General features: G+C 74.8%; 18 protein-coding genes. 2 read left to right on the forward strand and 16 right to left on the reverse strand.

Going from position 1 to position 18,219, the window contains the following annotated elements; genetic code table 11:
- Window positions 1-440: 440 nt before the first annotated feature.
- The 8 genes from dapB to ACI79C_RS14205 form a co-directional block, all read right to left on the reverse strand.
- Window positions 441-1,247, reverse strand: a complete 807-nt coding sequence (gene dapB, locus ACI79C_RS14170; protein WP_456946306.1) for a 4-hydroxy-tetrahydrodipicolinate reductase — start codon at window positions 1,245-1,247, stop codon at window positions 441-443.
- 48 nt (window positions 1,248-1,295) lie between these two features.
- On the reverse strand, window positions 1,296-1,664 hold the full coding sequence (locus ACI79C_RS14175) for a VanZ family protein (protein WP_456946307.1): 369 nt from the start codon (window positions 1,662-1,664) through the stop codon (window positions 1,296-1,298).
- Complete coding sequence (locus tag ACI79C_RS14180) at window positions 1,664-3,043, reverse strand: M16 family metallopeptidase (RefSeq protein WP_456946308.1); 1,380 nt, start codon at window positions 3,041-3,043, stop codon at window positions 1,664-1,666. Before ACI79C_RS14180 ends, ACI79C_RS14175 begins: the two co-directional genes overlap by 1 nt.
- On the reverse strand, window positions 3,040-5,319 hold the full coding sequence (locus tag ACI79C_RS14185) for a polyribonucleotide nucleotidyltransferase (RefSeq protein ID WP_456946309.1): 2,280 nt from the start codon (window positions 5,317-5,319) through the stop codon (window positions 3,040-3,042). Before ACI79C_RS14185 ends, ACI79C_RS14180 begins: the two co-directional genes overlap by 4 nt.
- A 250-nt stretch (window positions 5,320-5,569) precedes the next feature.
- Window positions 5,570-5,839, reverse strand: coding sequence for a 30S ribosomal protein S15 (gene rpsO, locus ACI79C_RS14190; RefSeq protein ID WP_072920360.1), 270 nt, complete (start codon window positions 5,837-5,839; stop codon window positions 5,570-5,572).
- Between the two features lie 187 nt (window positions 5,840-6,026).
- Window positions 6,027-7,004, reverse strand: coding sequence for a bifunctional riboflavin kinase/FAD synthetase (locus ACI79C_RS14195; RefSeq protein ID WP_456946310.1), 978 nt, complete (start codon window positions 7,002-7,004; stop codon window positions 6,027-6,029).
- A gap of 4 nt (window positions 7,005-7,008) precedes the next feature.
- The gene (locus ACI79C_RS14200; RefSeq protein ID WP_456946311.1) at window positions 7,009-8,148 is read right to left on the reverse strand and encodes a branched-chain amino acid aminotransferase; all 1,140 of its coding nucleotides are present in this window, start codon (window positions 8,146-8,148) and stop codon (window positions 7,009-7,011) included.
- A gap of 120 nt (window positions 8,149-8,268) precedes the next feature.
- Complete coding sequence (locus tag ACI79C_RS14205; protein WP_456946312.1) at window positions 8,269-8,607, reverse strand: antibiotic biosynthesis monooxygenase family protein; 339 nt, start codon at window positions 8,605-8,607, stop codon at window positions 8,269-8,271.
- 50 nt (window positions 8,608-8,657) lie between these two features.
- Here ACI79C_RS14205 and larB point away from each other — a divergent pair, with 50 nt between their 5' ends.
- Complete coding sequence (larB, locus tag ACI79C_RS14210; RefSeq protein ID WP_456946313.1) at window positions 8,658-9,344, forward strand: nickel pincer cofactor biosynthesis protein LarB; 687 nt, start codon at window positions 8,658-8,660, stop codon at window positions 9,342-9,344.
- Here the strand turns inward: larB and larE are convergent.
- Complete coding sequence (gene larE / locus ACI79C_RS14215; RefSeq protein WP_456946314.1) at window positions 9,335-10,195, reverse strand: ATP-dependent sacrificial sulfur transferase LarE; 861 nt, start codon at window positions 10,193-10,195, stop codon at window positions 9,335-9,337. The genes larB and larE overlap by 10 nt on opposite strands.
- A gap of 31 nt (window positions 10,196-10,226) precedes the next feature.
- Here larE and ACI79C_RS14220 point away from each other — a divergent pair, with 31 nt between their 5' ends.
- Window positions 10,227-11,039 carry a hypothetical protein gene (locus tag ACI79C_RS14220; RefSeq protein ID WP_456946315.1) on the forward strand — a complete coding sequence of 271 codons (813 nt, stop codon included), beginning with the start codon at window positions 10,227-10,229 and terminating at the stop codon, window positions 11,037-11,039.
- A 5-nt stretch (window positions 11,040-11,044) separates the two neighbouring features.
- Here the strand turns inward: ACI79C_RS14220 and truB are convergent, their stop codons facing one another.
- The 7 genes from truB to infB all read right to left on the reverse strand — a co-directional run bounded on the left by truB (window position 11,045) and on the right by infB (window position 17,434).
- The gene (gene truB / locus ACI79C_RS14225) at window positions 11,045-11,959 is read right to left on the reverse strand and encodes a tRNA pseudouridine(55) synthase TruB (RefSeq protein ID WP_456946316.1); all 915 of its coding nucleotides are present in this window, start codon (window positions 11,957-11,959) and stop codon (window positions 11,045-11,047) included.
- A complete protein-coding gene (locus ACI79C_RS14230) occupies window positions 11,956-13,239 on the reverse strand; it encodes an MATE family efflux transporter (RefSeq protein ID WP_456946317.1) in 1,284 nt (427 codons plus the stop codon). Before ACI79C_RS14230 ends, truB begins: the two co-directional genes overlap by 4 nt.
- Window positions 13,240-13,343: 104 nt before the next feature.
- Complete coding sequence (locus ACI79C_RS14235; RefSeq protein ID WP_456946318.1) at window positions 13,344-14,348, reverse strand: DHH family phosphoesterase; 1,005 nt, start codon at window positions 14,346-14,348, stop codon at window positions 13,344-13,346.
- Entirely contained in the window at window positions 14,345-14,587 is a 243-nt protein-coding gene (locus tag ACI79C_RS14240; protein ID WP_456946319.1) for a hypothetical protein, read from the reverse strand. The genes ACI79C_RS14235 and ACI79C_RS14240 overlap by 4 nt, the downstream gene beginning before the upstream one ends.
- On the reverse strand, window positions 14,584-15,090 hold the full coding sequence (rbfA, locus tag ACI79C_RS14245; protein ID WP_456946320.1) for a 30S ribosome-binding factor RbfA: 507 nt from the start codon (window positions 15,088-15,090) through the stop codon (window positions 14,584-14,586). Before rbfA ends, ACI79C_RS14240 begins: the two co-directional genes overlap by 4 nt.
- Before the next feature lie 118 nt (window positions 15,091-15,208).
- Window positions 15,209-15,505 (reverse strand): DUF503 domain-containing protein, encoded by a 297-nt coding sequence (locus ACI79C_RS14250; protein WP_456946321.1) that lies wholly within the window; start codon window positions 15,503-15,505, stop codon window positions 15,209-15,211.
- 96 nt (window positions 15,506-15,601) lie between these two features.
- On the reverse strand, window positions 15,602-17,434 hold the full coding sequence (gene infB / locus ACI79C_RS14255; RefSeq protein WP_456946426.1) for a translation initiation factor IF-2: 1,833 nt from the start codon (window positions 17,432-17,434) through the stop codon (window positions 15,602-15,604).
- Window positions 17,435-18,219: the final 785 nt, after the last annotated feature.

Below are 18,219 nucleotides of genomic sequence, written 5' to 3' on the forward strand. Positions count from 1 at the left end.
GTAGATGAATTCGAATCCGGGCGAGAACCGAGAGCTGACACTCTCGACATCCATCAACCCAAAGAAACCCACAAAGGGGTTGTTACTTGGCACTGACTTTCGGCACGCTGTTGAGTTCTCAAGGAGCGGACGCGCAACGACTCAACCCTTCCGGGCCTCGTCCCTGGCGGCTTGTCCTACCGTACGCCGTGCACGGCTCGCTGTCACACCCGGGGGTCTGACCGGCGGCTCCCGGGTCTCGGACCCGGTCTCGCTCGGCGCAGGGAGAAAGTTACGCCGCGCGCAGGGCGCCGTCAAACCGGGGTGGCGCTCCGCGAGGCTCCGAGGCCCCTCTGAGCGACGTCCCGCAGAGAGAAGCGCAGGTCAGAGACGTGCGGCCTCATCGAGGATGCGAGGCAGGTCACTCTCCGTGATGCCACTTCCGTCCCATCGAGCGCCCGTCAGAGGCCCAGCAGACCCTCGATCCCGACGGTGAGACCGGGCCGGCGGCCGATCTCCCGGACGGCGAGCAGCACGCCGGGCATGAAGGACGCGCGGTCGTAGGAGTCGTGGCGGAGGGTCAGGGTCTCCCCCGCTGCGCCCATCAGCACCTCCTGGTGCGCCACCAGGCCGGTGAGGCGGACGGCGTGGACCGGGATGCCCTCGACGTCGGCGCCGCGGGCCCCGGGCAGGGAGTCGGTCGTGGCGTCGGGAGCCGGGGGCAGGCCTGCCGCGCGCCGGGCGGCGGCGACCAGTCGCGCGGTCCGGACGGCGGTGCCCGAGGGGGCGTCGACCTTGTGGGGGTGGTGCAGCTCGACCACCTCGACGGAGGGGAAGAAGCGGGCGGCCTCCTGGGCGAACCGCATGAGCAGGACCGCGCCGATGCCGAAGTTGGGCGCGATGACCACGCCGAGGTCGGGCTTGGGCTCCAGCCACTCCGCGACGGTGGCGAGCCGGGCCTCGTCGAAGCCGGTCGTACCGACGACGCAGTGGATGTTGTTGTCGATGCAGAACCGGATGTTGTCCATGACGACGTCCGGGCGGGTGAAGTCCACGGCGACCTGGGCACCGGTGTTGGCGAGGTCGAACAGCCAGTCCCCCGAGTCCACCATGGCGACCAGCTCGAGGTCGTCGGCGGCGGTGACCGCCTTGACCACCTCGGTGCCCATCCGGCCGCGGGCCCCCAGGACGCCGACGGCGAGGCGTGGCGGCTCCCCCTGCGGTGCGGGGGAGGGCTGCCGGTCGGACGTGGGGGTGCTCGTGGTCACCGGGCCAGGCTTCCCGGCGCCGTCCCGGGATGCAAGGCAGCGCCCAGGTCAGGACGCGGGGCGCGGCTCCAGGCGTGCCCAGGCCAGGACGCCCACGAGGACCCCCACGGCGTCGGCCAGCCAGTCGGCCACCGACGCCGAGCGCTCCAGCGGGGAGAGGCCCTGCACGACCTCGCTCCCGGCGGCGTAGAGCAGCAGCAGAGCCGTGAGCACCCCGACCCGCACGCCGGCCCAGCGCCCGCTGAGCGCCAGAGCGGCGAACAGCGCCGCGTGGACGAGCTTGTCGACGCCCGGCGGCGCCACCGGGACGTCGTCCCCAGGAGCGAAGAGCACCCCGAGCGACACCAGGACGGTGACGGCGAAGACGCCTCGGGACAGCGCGCCGTGGACGGCGAGCGCGGGGTGCGGCCGGCGCATCAGAGCCGGTCGAGGTCGGACTCGCGGTAGGGGCCGACCACCGCCAGGCAGGTCTCCCGCGCCAGCAGCTCCGCGGCCACCGCGCGCACCTGGCCCTCGTCGACCGCGTCCAGCCGGGAGAGCACCTCCCGGACCGGGAGGTACTCGCCGTAGGACAGCTCGCTCTTGCCCAGCCGGCTCATCCGGGAGCCGGTGTCCTCGAGGCCCAGGACCATCCCGCCCTTGAGCTGACCCCGGCCGCGGGCCACCTCCTCGGGCGTGAGCCCCTCCGCGGCGACCCGCGCGAGCTCCTCGCGCACCAGGCGGAGCACCTCCGGCACCCGCTTGGGCGAGCAGCCGGCGTAGACCGAGAACGACCCCGTGCCGGCGTAGTGGGTGAGGGCCGAGCCGACGCTGTAGACCAGCCCCCGCTTCTCCCGGATCTCCTGGAACAGCCGTGAGCTCATCCCGCCGCCCACCGCGGTCTCCATCACCGCCGCCGCGTACCGCCGCTCGTCGAGCCGGCCGAGGCCGACCGAGCCCAGCAGGAGGTGGGTCTGCTCGGTCTTCCGCCGGATCAGGCCGGTGGGCCGCGCCGGCCGGGTGCCGGCACCCTCGTCCCCGCGTCGCAGCGGCGCCGGCCGGTCGGTCCCGGTCAGCCGTGTCCCGAACGCCGCCGTCACCAGGTCCAGCACCTGCTGGTGGTCGACCCGGCCCGCCGCGGTGACCACGATCGACGGGACGGCGTAGCGCCGGCGGTACCAGCCGTCGACGTCGTCCCGGGTGAGGGCCTCGATGGACTCCACCGTGCCCAGCACCGAACGGCCGAGCGCCGTGCCGCCGAACAGCGTCTCGGCGAACAGGTCGTGCACGGCGTCGGAGGGCTCGTCGTCGCGCATGGCGATCTCCTCGAGCACCACCGTGCGCTCGGACTCCAGGTCGGCAGCCGTGTTCAGCGCGTCGGTGACCAGGTCACCGAGCAGCGTGACCGCCAGCGGGAGGTCGCTGGCGAGCACGTTCGCGTAGTAGCAGGTGTGCTCCTTGGCGGTGAAGGCGTTCATCTCACCGCCGACGGCGTCCATCGCCGTCGCGATCTCCAGGGCGCTGCGGCTGCCGGTGCCCTTGAACAGCAGGTGCTCGAGGAAGTGCGAGGAGCCGGCGACCTCGTCGGTCTCGTCGCGCGACCCGACGCCGACCCAGATGCCGACGGTCGCCGACAGCACGCCCGGCATCACCTCGGTGAGCACCCGCAGGCCGCCGGCCAGCTCGGTGCGCTTCACCCGCCCGCCGAACTCGTCCACGTCGAGGACGACGGTCTCCCCCACACCGGCCGGGGCCGGGCCGGGCGTCAGTGCGCCCGTCCCGGCCCCGGTCCCGGTCTGCTCGGTGTCCGTGATCACGCCTCCGCGGGAGCGACGGACTCGGCCACGTCCGCCGGGGCGGCGTCGCCGGAGCCCTCACCCTCGGCGGCGACCGGCACGAGGCTGATCTTGCCGCGGGCGTCGATGTCGGTGATCTCCACCTGCAGCTTGTCGCCGACGTTCACGACGTCCTCGACCTTGCCGATCCGCTTGCCACCACCGAGCTTGCTGATGTGGACCAGGCCGTCCTTGCCCGGGAGAAGGGAGACGAAGGCGCCGAAGGGCGTGGTCTTGACGACCGTGCCGAGGAAGCGCTCGCCGACCTTGGGCATCTGGGGGTTGGCGATGGCGTTGATCCGGTCCACCGCGGCCTGGGCCGACGGGCCGTCGGAGGCACCGACGTAGATCGTGCCGTCGTCCTCGATGGTGATGTCGGCGCCGGTCTCGTCCTGGATCGCGTTGATCATCTGGCCCTTGGGGCCGATCACCGCGCCGATCTTGTCGACCGGGATGCGCACCGTGGTCACCCGCGGGGCGTACGGGCTCATCTCGTCGGGGCCGTCGATGGCCTCGTTCATCACGTCGAGGATGTGCAGCCGGGCCGCGCGGGCCTGGGTCAGCGCCTGGGCCAGCACGTCGGACGGGATGCCGTCGAGCTTGGTGTCCAGCTGCAGGGCGGTGACGAAGTCACGCGTGCCGGCGACCTTGAAGTCCATGTCACCGAAGGCATCCTCGGCACCGAGGATGTCGGTCAGCGCGACGTACTCGGTCTTCCCGTCCACCTCGTCGGAGACCAGACCCATCGCGATGCCGGCGACCGGCGCCTTGATCGGCACGCCGGCGTTGAGCAGCGCCAGGGTCGAGGCGCAGACCGAGCCCATGGACGTCGAGCCGTTGGAGCCCAGCGCCTCGGAGACCTGCCGGATCGCGTAGGGGAACTCCTCGCGGTCGGGCAGCACCGGGACCAGCGCTCGCTCCGCCAGCGCGCCGTGGCCGATCTCCCGGCGCTTGGGCGAACCCACCCGGCCGGTCTCACCGGTGGAGTACGGCGGGAAGTTGTAGTTGTGCATGTAGCGCTTGCGGGTCACCGGCGAGAGGGTGTCCAGCTGCTGCTCCATGCGGAGCATGTTCAGCGTGGTGATGCCCAGGATCTGGGTCTCGCCGCGCTCGAACAGCGCGGAGCCGTGCACCCGCGGGACGACCTCGACCTCGGCCGACAGCGGCCGGATGTCGGTCACGCCGCGGCCGTCGATGCGGACCTTGTCGCGCAGGATGCGCTGCCGGACGACCTTCTTGGTCACCGCGCGGAACGCGGCGGACAGCTCCTTCTCCCGGCCCTCGAACTGGCCGGCGAGGGAGGAGAGCACCTCGTCCTTGAGCGCGTCGGTGGCGTCGTTGCGCTCCTGCTTGCCGGCGATGGCCTGGGCCTCGGTCAGCCGGTCGAGGGCGGCGGACTCCACGGCGGCGTAGACGTCGTCCTGGTAGTCGAGGAAGCGCGGGAAGTCGGCGACCGGCTTGGCGGCCTTCTCGGCGAGCGCGCTCTGCGCCTCGCACAGCGCCTTGATGAACGGCTTGGCCGCCTCGAGGCCCTGGGCGACGACCTCCTCGGTCGGGGCGGGGGCGCCGCCGGCGACCAGCTGGATCGTCTTCTCGGTCGCCTCGGCCTCGACCATCATGATCGCGACGTCGCCGTCCGGCAGGACCCGGCCGGCCACGACCATGTCGAAGACGGCGTCCTCGAGCTCGGCGCTGGTGGGGAAGCCCACCCACTGGCCGTTGACCAGGGCGACGCGCGTGCCGCCGACCGGGCCGGAGAACGGCAGACCGGACAGCTGGGTGGACGCCGACGCGCCGTTGATGGCCAGCACGTCGTAGAGGTGGTCGGGGTCCAGGGACAGGACCGTGATGACGACCTGGACCTCGTTGCGCAGGCCCTTGGCGAAGGTCGGGCGCAGCGGCCGGTCGATGAGCCGGCAGGTGAGGATGGCGTCCTCGGAGGGGCGGCCCTCGCGGCGGAAGAACGAGCCGGGGATGCGCCCGGCGGCGTACATGCGCTCCTCGACGTCGACCGTCAGCGGGAAGAAGTCGAACTGGTCCTTGGGCTGACGGCCGGCCGTGGTGGCCGACAGCAGCATGGTGTCGCCCATGCTGACGACGACCGACCCGGCTGCCTGCTTGGCGAGCCGGCCGGTCTCGAAGGTGATGCTGCGGCTGCCGAAGCTGCCGTTGTCGATCACGGCGGTGGCGGTGGTGACCCCGTCCTCGGGGTCGAACTCAGCAGCGGTGCTGCTGTTCTGGGTGGTGGGTGCGGACACGGTGTCCTCTTCCTACGTCGCATGCGGCGACGTCCTCTTCGTGGCGTCCGGCGCCGAGACTGCGCCCGGGGTGACCGGTCTTCGATCGAAGCCCGCGGGAGGGGGTTCCCCTCCGGGGAGGGGGCCATGCCCGGGGGCCACTACCGAGGACCGACCAGCGGCGGGGCCGGCGGCGCGGGGGGCCGGGGACCCGTGGGGCGGGTGCCCCACGAGAGAGGGGACCGTCCCGGTGGGACGGTCCCCTCTGGGGTCAGCGGCGCAGACCGAGCCGCTCGATGAGCGAGCGGTAGCGGTTGATGTCGGTCTTGGCCAGGTAGTTCAGCAGCCGGCGACGACGGCCGACCAGCAGGAGCAGGCCCCGCCGGCTGTGGTGGTCGTGCTTGTGCTGCTTGAGGTGCTCGGTCAGGTCGCTGATCCGGCGGGTCAGCATCGCGACCTGCACCTCGGGCGAGCCCGTGTCCTTCTCGACCGTCGCGTACTCGGTCATGATCTGCTGCTTCGTCGCGCTGTCGAGCGCCATGGACGGCCTCCTGGGCAGGTCGCGTGTGGCCCCCGGTCTGGGTCACGGGGGCAGGGTTCACACACGTCGGGTGTCCCGACGTGCCGTCAAGGTTACACACCGGCGCTGTGCCGCCCCCTGCGGAGCGGCTGCCCCCGGGCCGGGGGCGGTGACGACGGGTCGAGCTGCGGTCGTGAGGACCGCGGTGTCACAACCCCAGGATCGTCCGGGTCTCGGCGACGTCCCGGTCCATCGCCGCGACCAGCTCGCCGACGTCGGAGAACGCCTGCATCGGCCGCAGCCGCTGGACGAACTCGACGCCGACGTGCTCGCCGTACAGGTCCCCCTCGAAGTCGAGCAGGTACGCCTCGACGGTGCGGCGGGTGCCCTGGAAGGTCGGGTTGGTGCCCACCGACACGGCCGCCGGCGAGCTGCTCAGCGTCGCTCCGCTGCGGGGGTCGCGGATGACCAGGGAGCCCGCGTACACCCCGTCGGCGGGGACGGCGGTGTACGGCGGGGACTCCACGTTCGCCGTCGGGTAGCCCAGGTCCCGCCCACGCCGGTCACCCCGGACGACGACGCCCTCGACGCGGTGCGGGCGCCCCAGCGCGCGGGCGGCCGAGACCATGTCGCCGGCCGCGACGCAGGCGCGGATGTAGGTCGAGGAGATGGTGATCTCGCCGGCGTCCGCGCCGGAACCGGGCGTCATCGTGACGTTGGCCAGCGGCACGCCCTCCACCGTGAAGCCGAACCGCCGTCCCTCCCGCGCGAGGGTCGTGAGGCTGCCGGCCGCCCGGTGGCCGTAGGTGAAGTTCTCCCCCACGACCACCGAGGCGACGTGCAGGTGCTCGACGAGCACGGTGTGCGTGAACGACTCCGGGGACAGGCGCATGAACTCCGGGGTGAACGGCAGCACGCACATGGCGTCCACGCCGAGGCCGGCCACCAGCTCGGCCTTGCGGTCCATCGAGGTGAGGATCGCCGGGTGCGAGCCGGGGCGGATCACCTCCGACGGGTGCGGGTCGAAGGTGAGCAGCAGGCAGGGCCGCCCCGTGGCGCGGGCGCGCGCCACCGCGGTGCCGATCAGCAGCTGGTGTCCCCGGTGGACCCCGTCGTACATCCCGATGGTGACCACCGTGCGCCCGAGGTCACCCGGGGTGGCCTCCAGCCCCCGCCATCGGAGCACGGGCTCAGGCGACCCGGTGCAGCCAGCCGTGGGTGTCGGGCACCCGGCCGTGCTGGATGTCGAGGAGGTGCTCGCGCAGCGCCATCGTCACCGGGCCGGGCTTGCCGTCGCCGACGGTGAAGTCGCCGGTGCGCGCCTTCACCTCGCCGACCGGGGTGATGACGGCGGCGGTGCCGCAGGCGAAGGTCTCGGTGACCGTGCCGTCGGCGACGCCGGAGCGCCACTCGTCGACGCTGAACCGGCGCTCGGTGACGCGGTGGCCCCTCTCGCGGGCGACGGTGATCAGCGAGTCGCGGGTGATGCCGGGCAGGAGGGTGCCGGTGAGCTCGGGGGTGACCAGCTCGGCGTCGTCCCCCTCGCCGAGGACGAAGAACAGGTTCATCCCGCCCATCTCCTCGACGTAGCGCTTCTCCACCGCGTCGAGCCACACGACCTGGTCGCAGCCGGCGTCGATCGCCTGCTCCTGGGCCAGCAGGCTGGCGGCGTAGTTGCCGGCGCACTTCACGTCGCCGGTGCCGCCGGGCGCGGCCCGGATGTAGTCCTCGGAGAGGTAGACCGACACCGGGTGGACCCCGCGCGGGAAGTAGGCGCCGGCCGGGCTGGCGATCACCAGGAACAGGTACTCGTGCGCCGGGCGCACACCCAGGAACGGCTCGGTCGCCAGCTGGTACGGGCGCAGGTAGAGCGTCTGGTCGGGGCCGGTGGGCACCCAGTCGCGGTCGCTGTCGACGAGCGCGTCGACGGCGGCGAGGAAGGCCTCCTCCGGGACCGGCGGCATGGCCAGCCGCTTGGCGCCCCGGACGAACCGCGCGGCGTTGGCCTCGGGGCGGAACGTGGCGACGCTGCCGTCGGGCTGGGCGTAGGCCTTGAGCCCCTCGAAGATCGACTGCGCGTAGTGCAGCGCGGCCGTGGCCGGGTCGACCTGCAGCGGGGCGTAGGCGGTGAGCCGGGCGTCGTACCAGCCCTGCCCCGCGCGCCAGCGGGCGATGAACATCGAGTCGGTGAAGTACCGGCCGAAGCCGGGGTCGGCGAGGAGCTCGGCGCGCTCGGCCGCCGGACGCCGCCGCACGTCCTCCACGACCACCGGCACGCCGTCGGTGAACATCCGGGAGGAGGTGCGGCTGTCGGCGAGCGTGTCGGTCATGGCTCCCACCTTGCGGCGTGCAGGGACACAGACGGCGTCCGGCGGCCGCCGGACCCGTCCGCTCACCCTAGCCCCGCCGCCGACGGGGGCCGACGACGACCGTCCCCGGCCCCGCCCCGCTCAGACCTGGTGCTCCTGGCCGGCCTCGGGGCCGGCCGACTCGATGACCTCGTAGCTCCACAGGTGGGAGGAGTCGGCGGCGGCCGGCGCGAGCGTGTCGCCGCCGCCGCTGTGGGCGCGGTCGAAGTCCTGGCTGGACTGCCAGGACTCGTAGGCCTCCTGGCTGCTCCAGCGCGTGTAGACCAGGTACTGGTCGGTGCCCTCCTGCGGGCGCAGGAGCTCGAACCACTCGAAGCCCGGGGTGCTCTCCACGGCCCCGGCCCGGCCGCGGAACCGCTCCTCGAAGCGCTCCTGCTTGTCCTTGGGCACGGTGATCGCGTTGATCTTCACGACGCTCATGCGCTCCCCCTTCCCGGCGCGGTGGACGGTCAATCCCCCATGCTGACCGAGTGGAGCAGCGCACCGCCGACCTGGGTTTCGCCCGGCTCGACCTCGACCGGGCCGCCCGGACCGGCACCCCGGAGGTCGTCTACGCCGCGGGCAAGACGCCGGAGCAGACGGTCGCCTGCCTGGCCGCCCTCCTCGACGCGGGCGGCGGGGAGGGCGGGCGTGCCATGGCATGGGCGACGCGGGTGGACGACGCCACGGCGCGGGCCGTGCGCGAGCGCTGGCCCGACGCCGCCGTCGACACCGTGGCGCGCAGCGTCGTCGTGGGCGAGCTCCCGCCCCCGGTCGGGGAGGTCCTGGTGCTCACCGCCGGCACGTCGGACGGCCCGGTGGCCGCCGAGGTGGCGGCGACGCTGGCCGCCTGCGGGGTGGGCTGCCGCCGCGTCGACGACGTCGGCGTGGCCGGCGTGCACCGCGTGCTGGCCGTGGCGCCCGACCTCGCCGCGGCCGACGCGGTGGTCGTCGTCGCCGGCATGGACGGCGCGCTGCCCAGCGTCGTCGCCGGGCTCACCGACCGGCTGGTGGTCGCGGTGCCCACGTCGGTCGGCTACGGCGCGGCGTTCGAGGGGCTGGCCGCCCTGCTGACGATGCTCACCGCCTGCGCGCCGGGCGTGCTGGTGGTGAACATCGACAACGGCTTCGGCGCCGGGGTGGCCGCCGCCCGGATCGTCCGGTCGGCTCAGCGGTAGCGGACCGGGTCGGGCAGCAGCTCGTTCATCGACCCGGACCGGAACCCGCGGGGGTCGACCTCCACGCGGTCGAAGCCGGTGACCGCGGCGAGGACGTCCGGCCGGGCGGTCAGCGCGGGGACGGCGGCGGCGTCGACCTCGACCCGCGCGACGTCGTCCCCCATGTCGCGGACCCGCAGGTCCCGCACGCCCAGCCCGGCGGCGGCCAGCGCGGCCCGCAGCGCCGCCTCCGCCGACTCCACCCGGGCCAGCCGCCGCGCCGACACCGGCACGCCGTAGGCGATCCGGCTGGCCAGGCAGGCCGCCGCCGGCTTGTCGGCCAGGGACAGGCCCCAGCGCCGGGCCGCGGCGCGGACGTCGTCCTTGGTCAGCCCGGCGCGGGCCAGGGGCGCCCAGGCGCCGCGCTCGGCCGCCGCGCGGATGCCGGGACGGAAGCCGGCCCGCAGGTCGTCGGCGTTGGTGCCGGTGACCACGTCGGCGATCCCCAGGCGGGCGGCCAGCGGCACGAGGACGTCGACGAGCTCGGTCTTGCAGAACGCGCAGCGGTCCCCGCCGTTGGCCCGGTAGCCCGCACGCGCCAGCTCGTCGGTGCGGGGCAGCTCGTGGCGCACCCCTAGGGCGGCCGCGAAGGCCACCGCCCCCTGCCGCTCGGTGGCCGGCAGGCTGGGCGAGACGGCGGTGGCGGCCACCACCCGCCCGGCGCCGAGCGCCCGCACCGCGGCGGCGAGCAGCGTGCCGGAGTCCACCCCGCCGGAGAAGGCCACCACGACGCCCGGCAGCGGCCGGAGCAGGGCCTCGAGCGCCGTGAGGCGCGCGTCGAGGTCCGCATGCGGTGGGATGGCGCCGGCCATGGAGCCGAGGCTGCCACATCCGGGAGGGGCGATGACCGCACTGGCCCTGCTCGCCGCCGTCGCGGCGATGCTGGCCAACAGCGCGGCGTCCCTCCTCGAGGCCTCGGGCACCCGCCGGGCGGTCGGCGGCACCCCGGTGTGGCGGCAACCCCGGTACCTGGCCGGGCTCGCGATCGACGGCGTGGGCTGGCTGCTGTCGGTCATCGCCCTGCGGGTCCTGCCGGTGTACGCGGTGCAGTCGGTGCTCGCCGGGACGGTCGCGGTCACCGCCGTCGCCGCCCACGGCGGGGACCCGCGCCGGCTGGGCCGGCGGGAACGGGCCGCGGTGGCCGCGGTGGTCGCCGGCCTGGTGCTGGTCGCCGCCAGCGCGGCACCGGGGCGGCCCGACCGCCTCCCGGCCGCGGCGGTGCCGGTACTGCTCGCGACCACGGCGGTGCTGGTCGTGGCGCTGCCGGCGGTGCTGCGCAGTGGCCGGTCGCTGCTGATGACGATCCTCGCGGGGTGCGCGTACGGCGCCGTGGCCCTGTCGGTGCGGGCGCTGCACGTCGCCTCGTCGGCATGGGGCTCGGTCCGCGACCTGCTGGCCGAGCCGCTGGCCTACGCCGTCCTCGGGCTGGGCGCCGTCGGGACGGTGCTGCTCGCGCGGGCGATGCGGCACGGCCGGGTGGACACGGTCGTGGGGGTCCTCGCGGTCACCGAGGTGGTCGTGCCGGGGCTGGTGGGTCTGGTGCTGCTGGGCGACCGGGTCCGGCCGGGCTGGGCGCTCGTGCTGGCCGCGGGCTGGGCGCTCACCCTCGCCGGCGTGAGCCTGCTCGCCCGGTCACCGGCGGCCGTCCGGCACTGAGCGGGTCAGCCGGGCGGGAAGCCGACGGCCACGCGGGCGGAGCGGCCGGCGTCCTCGACCAGGGCGACCAGCCGGCCCTCGCCGTCCACCGCGGCGTGCAGGCCGGGGCTGCCGGTGGCGGCGATCCGCTGCCCGAACACCAGCGCCCGGGCCTCCTCGGGCGCGAGGGTGCGTTCAGGGAAGACCGCGCGGGCGGCCTCGGTCAGGCCGAGCACGCCGGGGCCGCCGCCGGCGACCAACGCGGCGGCGGCGTCCTCCACCGGAGCCGCCTGCGCGACGTCGAACGGACCGGACGCGGTGCGGCGCAGCGCCGTGAGGTGGCCGCCGACGCCGAGAGCGGCGCCGGCGTCGCGGGCGATCGCCCGGATGTAGGTGCCGGCGGTGCAGACGACGGTCACCTCGACGTCGACCAGGTCGGGGGTGGGCCGGCTGACCCGGTGCAGGTCGAGCCGGTGCACGGTCACCGACCGCGGCTCGAGCACCACCTCCTCGCCGGCGCGCACCCGGTCGTAGGAGCGGCGCCCGGCGACCTTGACCGCGCTCACCGAGGAGGGCACCTGCTGCAGCGGGCCGGTCTGCGCTGCGAGGGCGGCCCGGATCGCGGCGTCGTCGAGGTGCCCCGCCGACGTCGTCGTGAGCACCTCGCCCTCGCGGTCGTCGGTCACCGTCGCCTGCCCGAGGCGCATCGTCGCCTCGTAGGTCTTGTCGTGCCCGCCGACGTACCCGAGCAGCCGGGTGGCCGTGCCGACGCCCAGCACCAGCAGCCCGGTCGCCATCGGGTCGAGGGTGCCGGCGTGGCCCACCCGGCGGACCGACAGCGCCCGCCGCGCCCGCGCGACCACGTCGTGCGAGGTCATGCCGCCGGGCTTGTCGACCAGCAGCAGGCCGGGCGGGACGTCGGCGTCCTTGCGTCTGCTCACGCCGTCACCGTCTCAGGCGCCTCGAGCCAGCGGCTCCCCGCCACCCGGACCAGGACGGCGACCAGGCGCAGGGCGATGAACAGGACCAACCCGGTCCAGACACCGGCCAGGCCCCAGCCCAGCGGGACGGCGAGCAGCGACAGCGGGATGAAGCCGACCAGGGCCGACCCGATGGTGACCGTGCGCAGGTAGCCGACGTCGCCGGCGCCCATGAGCACGCCGTCGAGGGCGAAGACGACGCCGGCCAGCGGCTGCATGCCGGCGAGGAACCACCAGGCGACGGTCGCCTGCTCCACCACCGCGGGGTCGCCGGTGAACAGGGGCAGCACGACCGGGCGCAGCGCGACCAGCAGCGCGGCGACGAGCACCCCGGTGCCCAGGCCCCAGGCCGTGACGCGGCGGGCGGTGGCGCGTGCGTCGTCGGGGCTCCCGCGCCCCAGGGCCTGCCCGACCAGGGTCTGCGCGGCGATGGCGTAGGCGTCCAGCACGAGGGCGAGGAAGAGGAACATCTGCAGGGCGACCTGGTGCGCGGCCAGCTCGGCCGTGCCGGCACGGGCGACGACCCCGGTCGCGATGAGGAAGGCGACCTGCAGGACGGCGGCGCGCAGCAGCAGGTCGCGGCCGATCACCATCTGGGCGCGGATGGCCCGCGGGCGGGGGCGCCAGGGCACGCCCTCGCGCAGCAGCGCCCGCACGAACAGCGCGGCCGACAGGGCCTGCCCGGCCACGTTCGCGACCGCCGACCCGGCCAGCCCGAGACCGGCCGGGTGCACCAGCAGCGGACAGAGCACCAGGCTGGCGAGGCTCCCGGCGAGGACGTAGTACATCGGCCGGCGCAGCTCCTGCACCCCGCGCAGCCAGCCGTTGCCGGCCAGGGACACCAGCAGCAGCGGCGCGCCGAGGGAGGCGATGCGCAGCCAGGTCTCCCCCGCCGCGGCGACCGGGCCCGCACTGCCGGCGAGGGCACGGGTCAGCGGGCCGGCCAGCAGCTGGAACAGCGCGAGCACCGCCAGCCCGAGGGCCAGCGCCAGCCAGGTGGCCTGCACGCCCTCGCCGACGGCGCCGGCCCGGTCCCCCGCCCCGGCCCGGCGGGCCGCCCGGGCGGTGGTGCCGTAGGCGAGGAAGTTCAGCAGCGCCGCCGCCCACGCCAGCAGCCCGCCGCCGACGGCGAGCCCGCCGAGCGCCACCGTGCCGAGGTTGCCCACGACCCCGGTGTCGACCAGCAGGTAGAGCGGCTCGGCGGCCAGCACGACCAGCGCCGGGGCCGCCAGGGCCAGCACACCGGGAGCCCGGTGCCCCGGCGCGGCGGGATCGGGGGGCGAGCTCGCCTGCGCGGGCCCCGCCGTGCGCGATCGGCGAGCCCGCCGGGGAGGGGGTGGGCGGGTCATCCCTCGCTGAGCTGGACGCGGATCGCGCGGATCGTGCCCTCGCGGTCGGCGTGTGAGGTGAAGCCCGCCGCGGCGCGGTGGCCGCCACCGCCGAGCGCCATGGCCACGCGGGCGACGTCGGTGGCGCCCCGGGAGCGCAGGGAGACCGACCAGGAGCCGTCGTCCTGCCCCTTGAGCACGCAGGCCACGTCGGCCTCCGCGGTGGACCGGACGACGTCGACCAGTGCCTCCAGCTGCTCACCCGGCAGGCCGTGCTCGGCGGCCTCGGCGGTGCTCGACCAGGTCCAGACCAGGCCGGCGCCGACCTCCGGCTCCAGCGCGGCGCGGCCGGTCACCACCGAGAGCAGGCCCAGCCAGCCGAACGGCGCGGTGTCGAACAGCCGCTGGCTGATCAGGGCGTGGTCGATGCCGGTCGCCAGCAGCCGGGCGGCGAGGTCGTGGGTGTCGGGACGGGTGTTGCCGAACCGGAAGGACCCGGTGTCGGCGGCCAGCCCCGCGTACAGACAGGTGGCCAGGCGCGTGTCGAGCGCGATGCCCAGACCGTCGAGCAGGTCGGCGACCAGGGCCACCGTCGCGGGCGCGCCGGGGTCGACCACCCGGACGTCGCCGAAGCCGGGGTTGCTCGCGTGGTGGTCGACCACCACCGACGTCGCCGCGCGCTCGAGCAGCGGCGCCAGCTCGCCCAGCCGGGCCGGGGAGGCGGCGTCCAGGCTGACGAACACGTCGGGTGAGGCGGGGACGGCGTCCGAGGGCACCAGACCCTCGGCGCCGGGCAACCAGGACAGGGACGACGGCAGGACGAACGGGTCCGGGAAGGTGGCCAGCACGCGGGCCCCGCGGCGGCGCAGCGCCTCCGCGAGGGCCAGCGTGCTGCCGAGCGCGTCGGCGTCGGGCTGGACGTGGCCGGAGAGGACCACGGTGGCCCGGGCGTCGGCGGCCTCGGCGAGGACCGCGGCTGCGGGTCCGGTCAGGTCCGTGCCCCGCGGGAGGGAGACCGTCATGCGTCCGGGCCGGGGTCGGCGACCGGTGGGGCGTTGCGCTCCTCCCGGACGTCGCCGCCGCCGACGGGGTAGGTCGTCCCGTCGTCGGGCTCGTCGGAGGTGATGCTCGGCGCGTCGCCGATCTCGCCGTACTTCCCGCCCTGGGTCGGGTCGCCGGTGTCCGGCTCGGGGCGGCCGCCCAGCTCGGAACGGCCCTGTCCCTCGTCGGGCAGGTACGGGTCGGGGTCGTTCTCACTCACGATGCGCTCCTGGTCCGGTGGCTCACGTCGAGACCCTCATCGGCAGTCCCGGCCTCGGAGGTGTCCTCGTCGTCCTCGTCGTCCTCGGCGGGACGGCGGTAGGGGTCGGCCTCGCCGGCGTAGGCGGCGCCCTCTCTCATCCGGGCGAGCTCGGCGTCGGCGTGCCGGACCCGCTCCAGCGCCTCGTCCAGCTCCCGGGCGGTGTCCGGGACGTGGTCGGCGACGAAGGTCAGCGTGGGCACGAACTTGATGCCGGTCTGCTTGCCGACCGTGGAGCGCAGCACGCCGGTCGCCGACGCCAGCGCCTTCGCGGAGTCCTCGACCTGCGTGGGGTCGCCGTAGACGGTGTAGAAGACCGTCGCCTCGCGCAGGTCGCTGGTCACCCGGGCGTCGGTGACGGTCACCATGCCCAGCCGGGGGTCCTTGATCTGCGTCTCGATCGCGGCGGAGACGATCTGTCGGATGCGCACCGCCAGCTTGCGGGCGCGGGCCGGGTCGGCCATCGGACCTCCAGGGATCAGGGGCGCCCGTCGGGCGCCGGATGGGCAGGGCGGCCCCTCGCGGGGGACCGCCGCGAGCTCGCGCACGGTGGGGCGAGGGGGTCCTTCGAGGGGTCCTTCCTCAGTCGTCCGTGTCGGAGAACAGTTGCCGGTGCGTCGAGAGCAGCGTCACCTCCGGCCGCTCGGCCAGCAACCGCTCGCAGGCGTCGAGCACGTCGGTCACCTGGGCGGCGTCGGCCGCCACCGTGGCCACCCCGACCTGCGCGCGGCGGTGCAGGTCCTGGTCGCCCACCTCGGCCGCGGCCACGGCGAAGCGCCGCCGCAGCTCGGCCACGATCGGCCGGACGAGGGCGCGCTTGCCCTTGAGCGAGTGCACGTCGCCCAGCAGCAGGTCAGCGGTGAGCGCGCCCGTGAACACTCGGAGGACCCTCCTGCCCCGCAGCGCTCGCACGCTGGCGCCGGGCCCCTGCAGGAGGGCCGAGTGCCCTCCTGCAGGGGCCATCACTGGCCTGCGTCACGCGCGCGGCTTCTCGCGCATCTCGAAGGTCTCGACGACGTCCTCGACCTTGATGTCGTTGAACGCGCCGAGGCCGATACCGCACTCGTAGCCCTCGCGGACCTCGGTCACGTCGTCCTTGAAGCGGCGGAGCGACTCGACGGTGAGGTTGTCGGCGACGACCACGCCGTCGCGGATCAGCCGGGCCCTCGAGTTCCGATTGATCGTGCCGCTGCGGACGATGGAGCCCGCGACGTTGCCGATCCGCGGCACCCGGAAGACCTCGCGGACCTCCGCCGTGCCGAGCTGGACCTCCTCGTACTCCGGCTTGAGCATGCCCTTGAGGGCCGCCTCGATCTCCTCGATCGCCTGGTAGATGACCGAGTAGTACCGGACGTCGATGCCCTCGCGGTTGGCGAGCTCGGTGGCCTGGCCCTCGGCCCGGACGTTGAAGCCCAGGACGATGACGTCGTCGGCCAGCGCCAGGTCGATGTCGCTCTTGGTGATCGCGCCGACGCCGCGGTGGATGACCCGCAGCGAGACGTCGTCGCTCACCTCGATCTTCATCAGGGCCTCCTCGAGCGCCTCCACGGTGCCCGAGTTGTCGCCCTTGATGATCAGGTTGAGCTGACGGTTCTCCTTGAGCGCCGCGTCGAGGTCCTCCAGGCTGATCCGCTTGCGCATCTGCGCGTTCTGCGCATTGCGGATGCGGGCCTGGCGGCGGTCGGCGATCTGCCGAGCCACCCGGTCCTCCTCGACGACGAGGAAGGTGTCACCGGCACGCGGCACGGAGGTGAGGCCGACGACCTGCACGGGGCGGGCCGGCAGCGCCTCCTTGAGCTTGTTGCCGTACTCGTCGAGCAGCGACCGGACGCGCCCGTAGGCGTCGCCGGCCACGATCGAGTCGCCGGTCCTCAGCGTGCCGCGCTGGACCAGGACGGTCGCGACGGGGCCGCGGCCCTTGTCCAGCTTGCCCTCGATGACCACACCCTGCGGGTCCTGCTCGGTGTTGGCGCGCAGGTCCAGCGAGGCGTCGGCGGTCAGCAGGATCGCCGCGAGCAGGTCGTCGATGCCCTGACGGGTGGTCGCGGAGACGTCGACGAACATGGTCTCGCCGCCGTACTCCTCGGCCACCAGCCCGTACTCGGTGAGCTGCTGGCGGATCTTGGCGGGGTTGGCCCCCTCCTTGTCGATCTTGTTGACCGCGACCACGATCGGCACGTCGGCGGCCTGGGCGTGGTTGAGCGCCTCGACCGTCTGCGGCATGACGCCGTCGTCGGCGGCCACCACCAGGACGACGATGTCGGTCACCTTCGCGCCACGGGCACGCATCGCGGTGAACGACTCGTGACCCGGGGTGTCGATGAAGGTGATCGGCCGCTCCTCGCCCTCGAGCTCGGTGACGACCTGGTAGGCACCGATGTGCTGGGTGATGCCACCGGCCTCCCGCGCCACCACGTTGGTGTTGCGGATGGCGTCCAGGAGCTTGGTCTTCCCGTGGTCGACGTGACCCATGACGGTGACGACCGGCGGGCGGGCCTCCCAGTCCTCCTCGTCACCCTCGTCGCCGAAGGTGAGGTCGAAGGACTCGAGGAGCTCGCGGTCCTCGTCCTCGGGGCTGACCACCTGGATGTTCCAGCCGATCTCGGCACCGAGCAGCTGCAGCGTCTCGTCGTTGACCGACTGGGTCGCGGTGACCATCTCGCCCAGGTGGAACAGGGCGGTGACCAGGGCGGCCGGCTGGGCGCCGATCTTCTCGGCGAGGTCGGTCAGCGAGGCACCGCGCGGCAGGCGGACGACCTGCCCGTTGCCCCGCGGCAGGCTGACGCCACCCATGCTGGGCGCCGCCATCTGGTCGAACTCCTGGCGCCGCTGCTTCTTGCTCTTGCGCCCGCGGACGGGCCCACGCCCGCCGGGACGGCCGAAGGCACCCGCAGTGCCCGCACCGGAGCCACCACGCCCACGGCCACGGCCACCGCCGCCGCCACCACCACCGGGACGGAAGCCACCGCCGGCGGGCGCACCGCCGCCGCCACCACCGGGACGGAAGCCACCGCCACCGCCGCCACCGGGACCACCGCCGGGACGGCCACGGCCGGCACCGCCGGGGCCACCCGGACGGCCGGCGCCGGCCGGCCGCGGCGGCATCATGCCGGGGCTCGGACGCTGCGGCATCATGCCCGGGTTCGGGCGGGGACCACCGGGGCCGGCCGCCGGACGCGGGCCGCCCGCACCGGGAGCCGGACGCGGGCCACCGGCACCGGGACCGGGACGGGCACCGCCCGGACCCGGACGCGGACCGGCACCCGGACGGGGTCCGCCGGGACCGGCGGCCGCCGGGCGCGGACCCGCCGCACCGGGACCGGGGCGCGGAGCGCCGCCGGACGGCGCGGGGCGCGGGGCGCTGCTGAACGGGTTGTTGCCCGGGCGCGGAGCCGGACGGGGACCGGGCCGGGGGCCGGCGCCGGGCCGCGGAGCGCCGGGAGCGGCTCCACCGGGGGCCGCCGGACGGGGCGCGGCCGGACCGGGCCGCGGGCCGCTGGGGGCCGCGGGCGGCTGCTGGGGAGGAGCGCTGGCCGCCGGAGCGACCGGAGCCGCGGGAGCGACCGGAGCCGCCGGAGCTGCCGGAGCCGGTG

It is taken from the genome of Geodermatophilus sp. SYSU D00697, assembly GCF_054050175.1.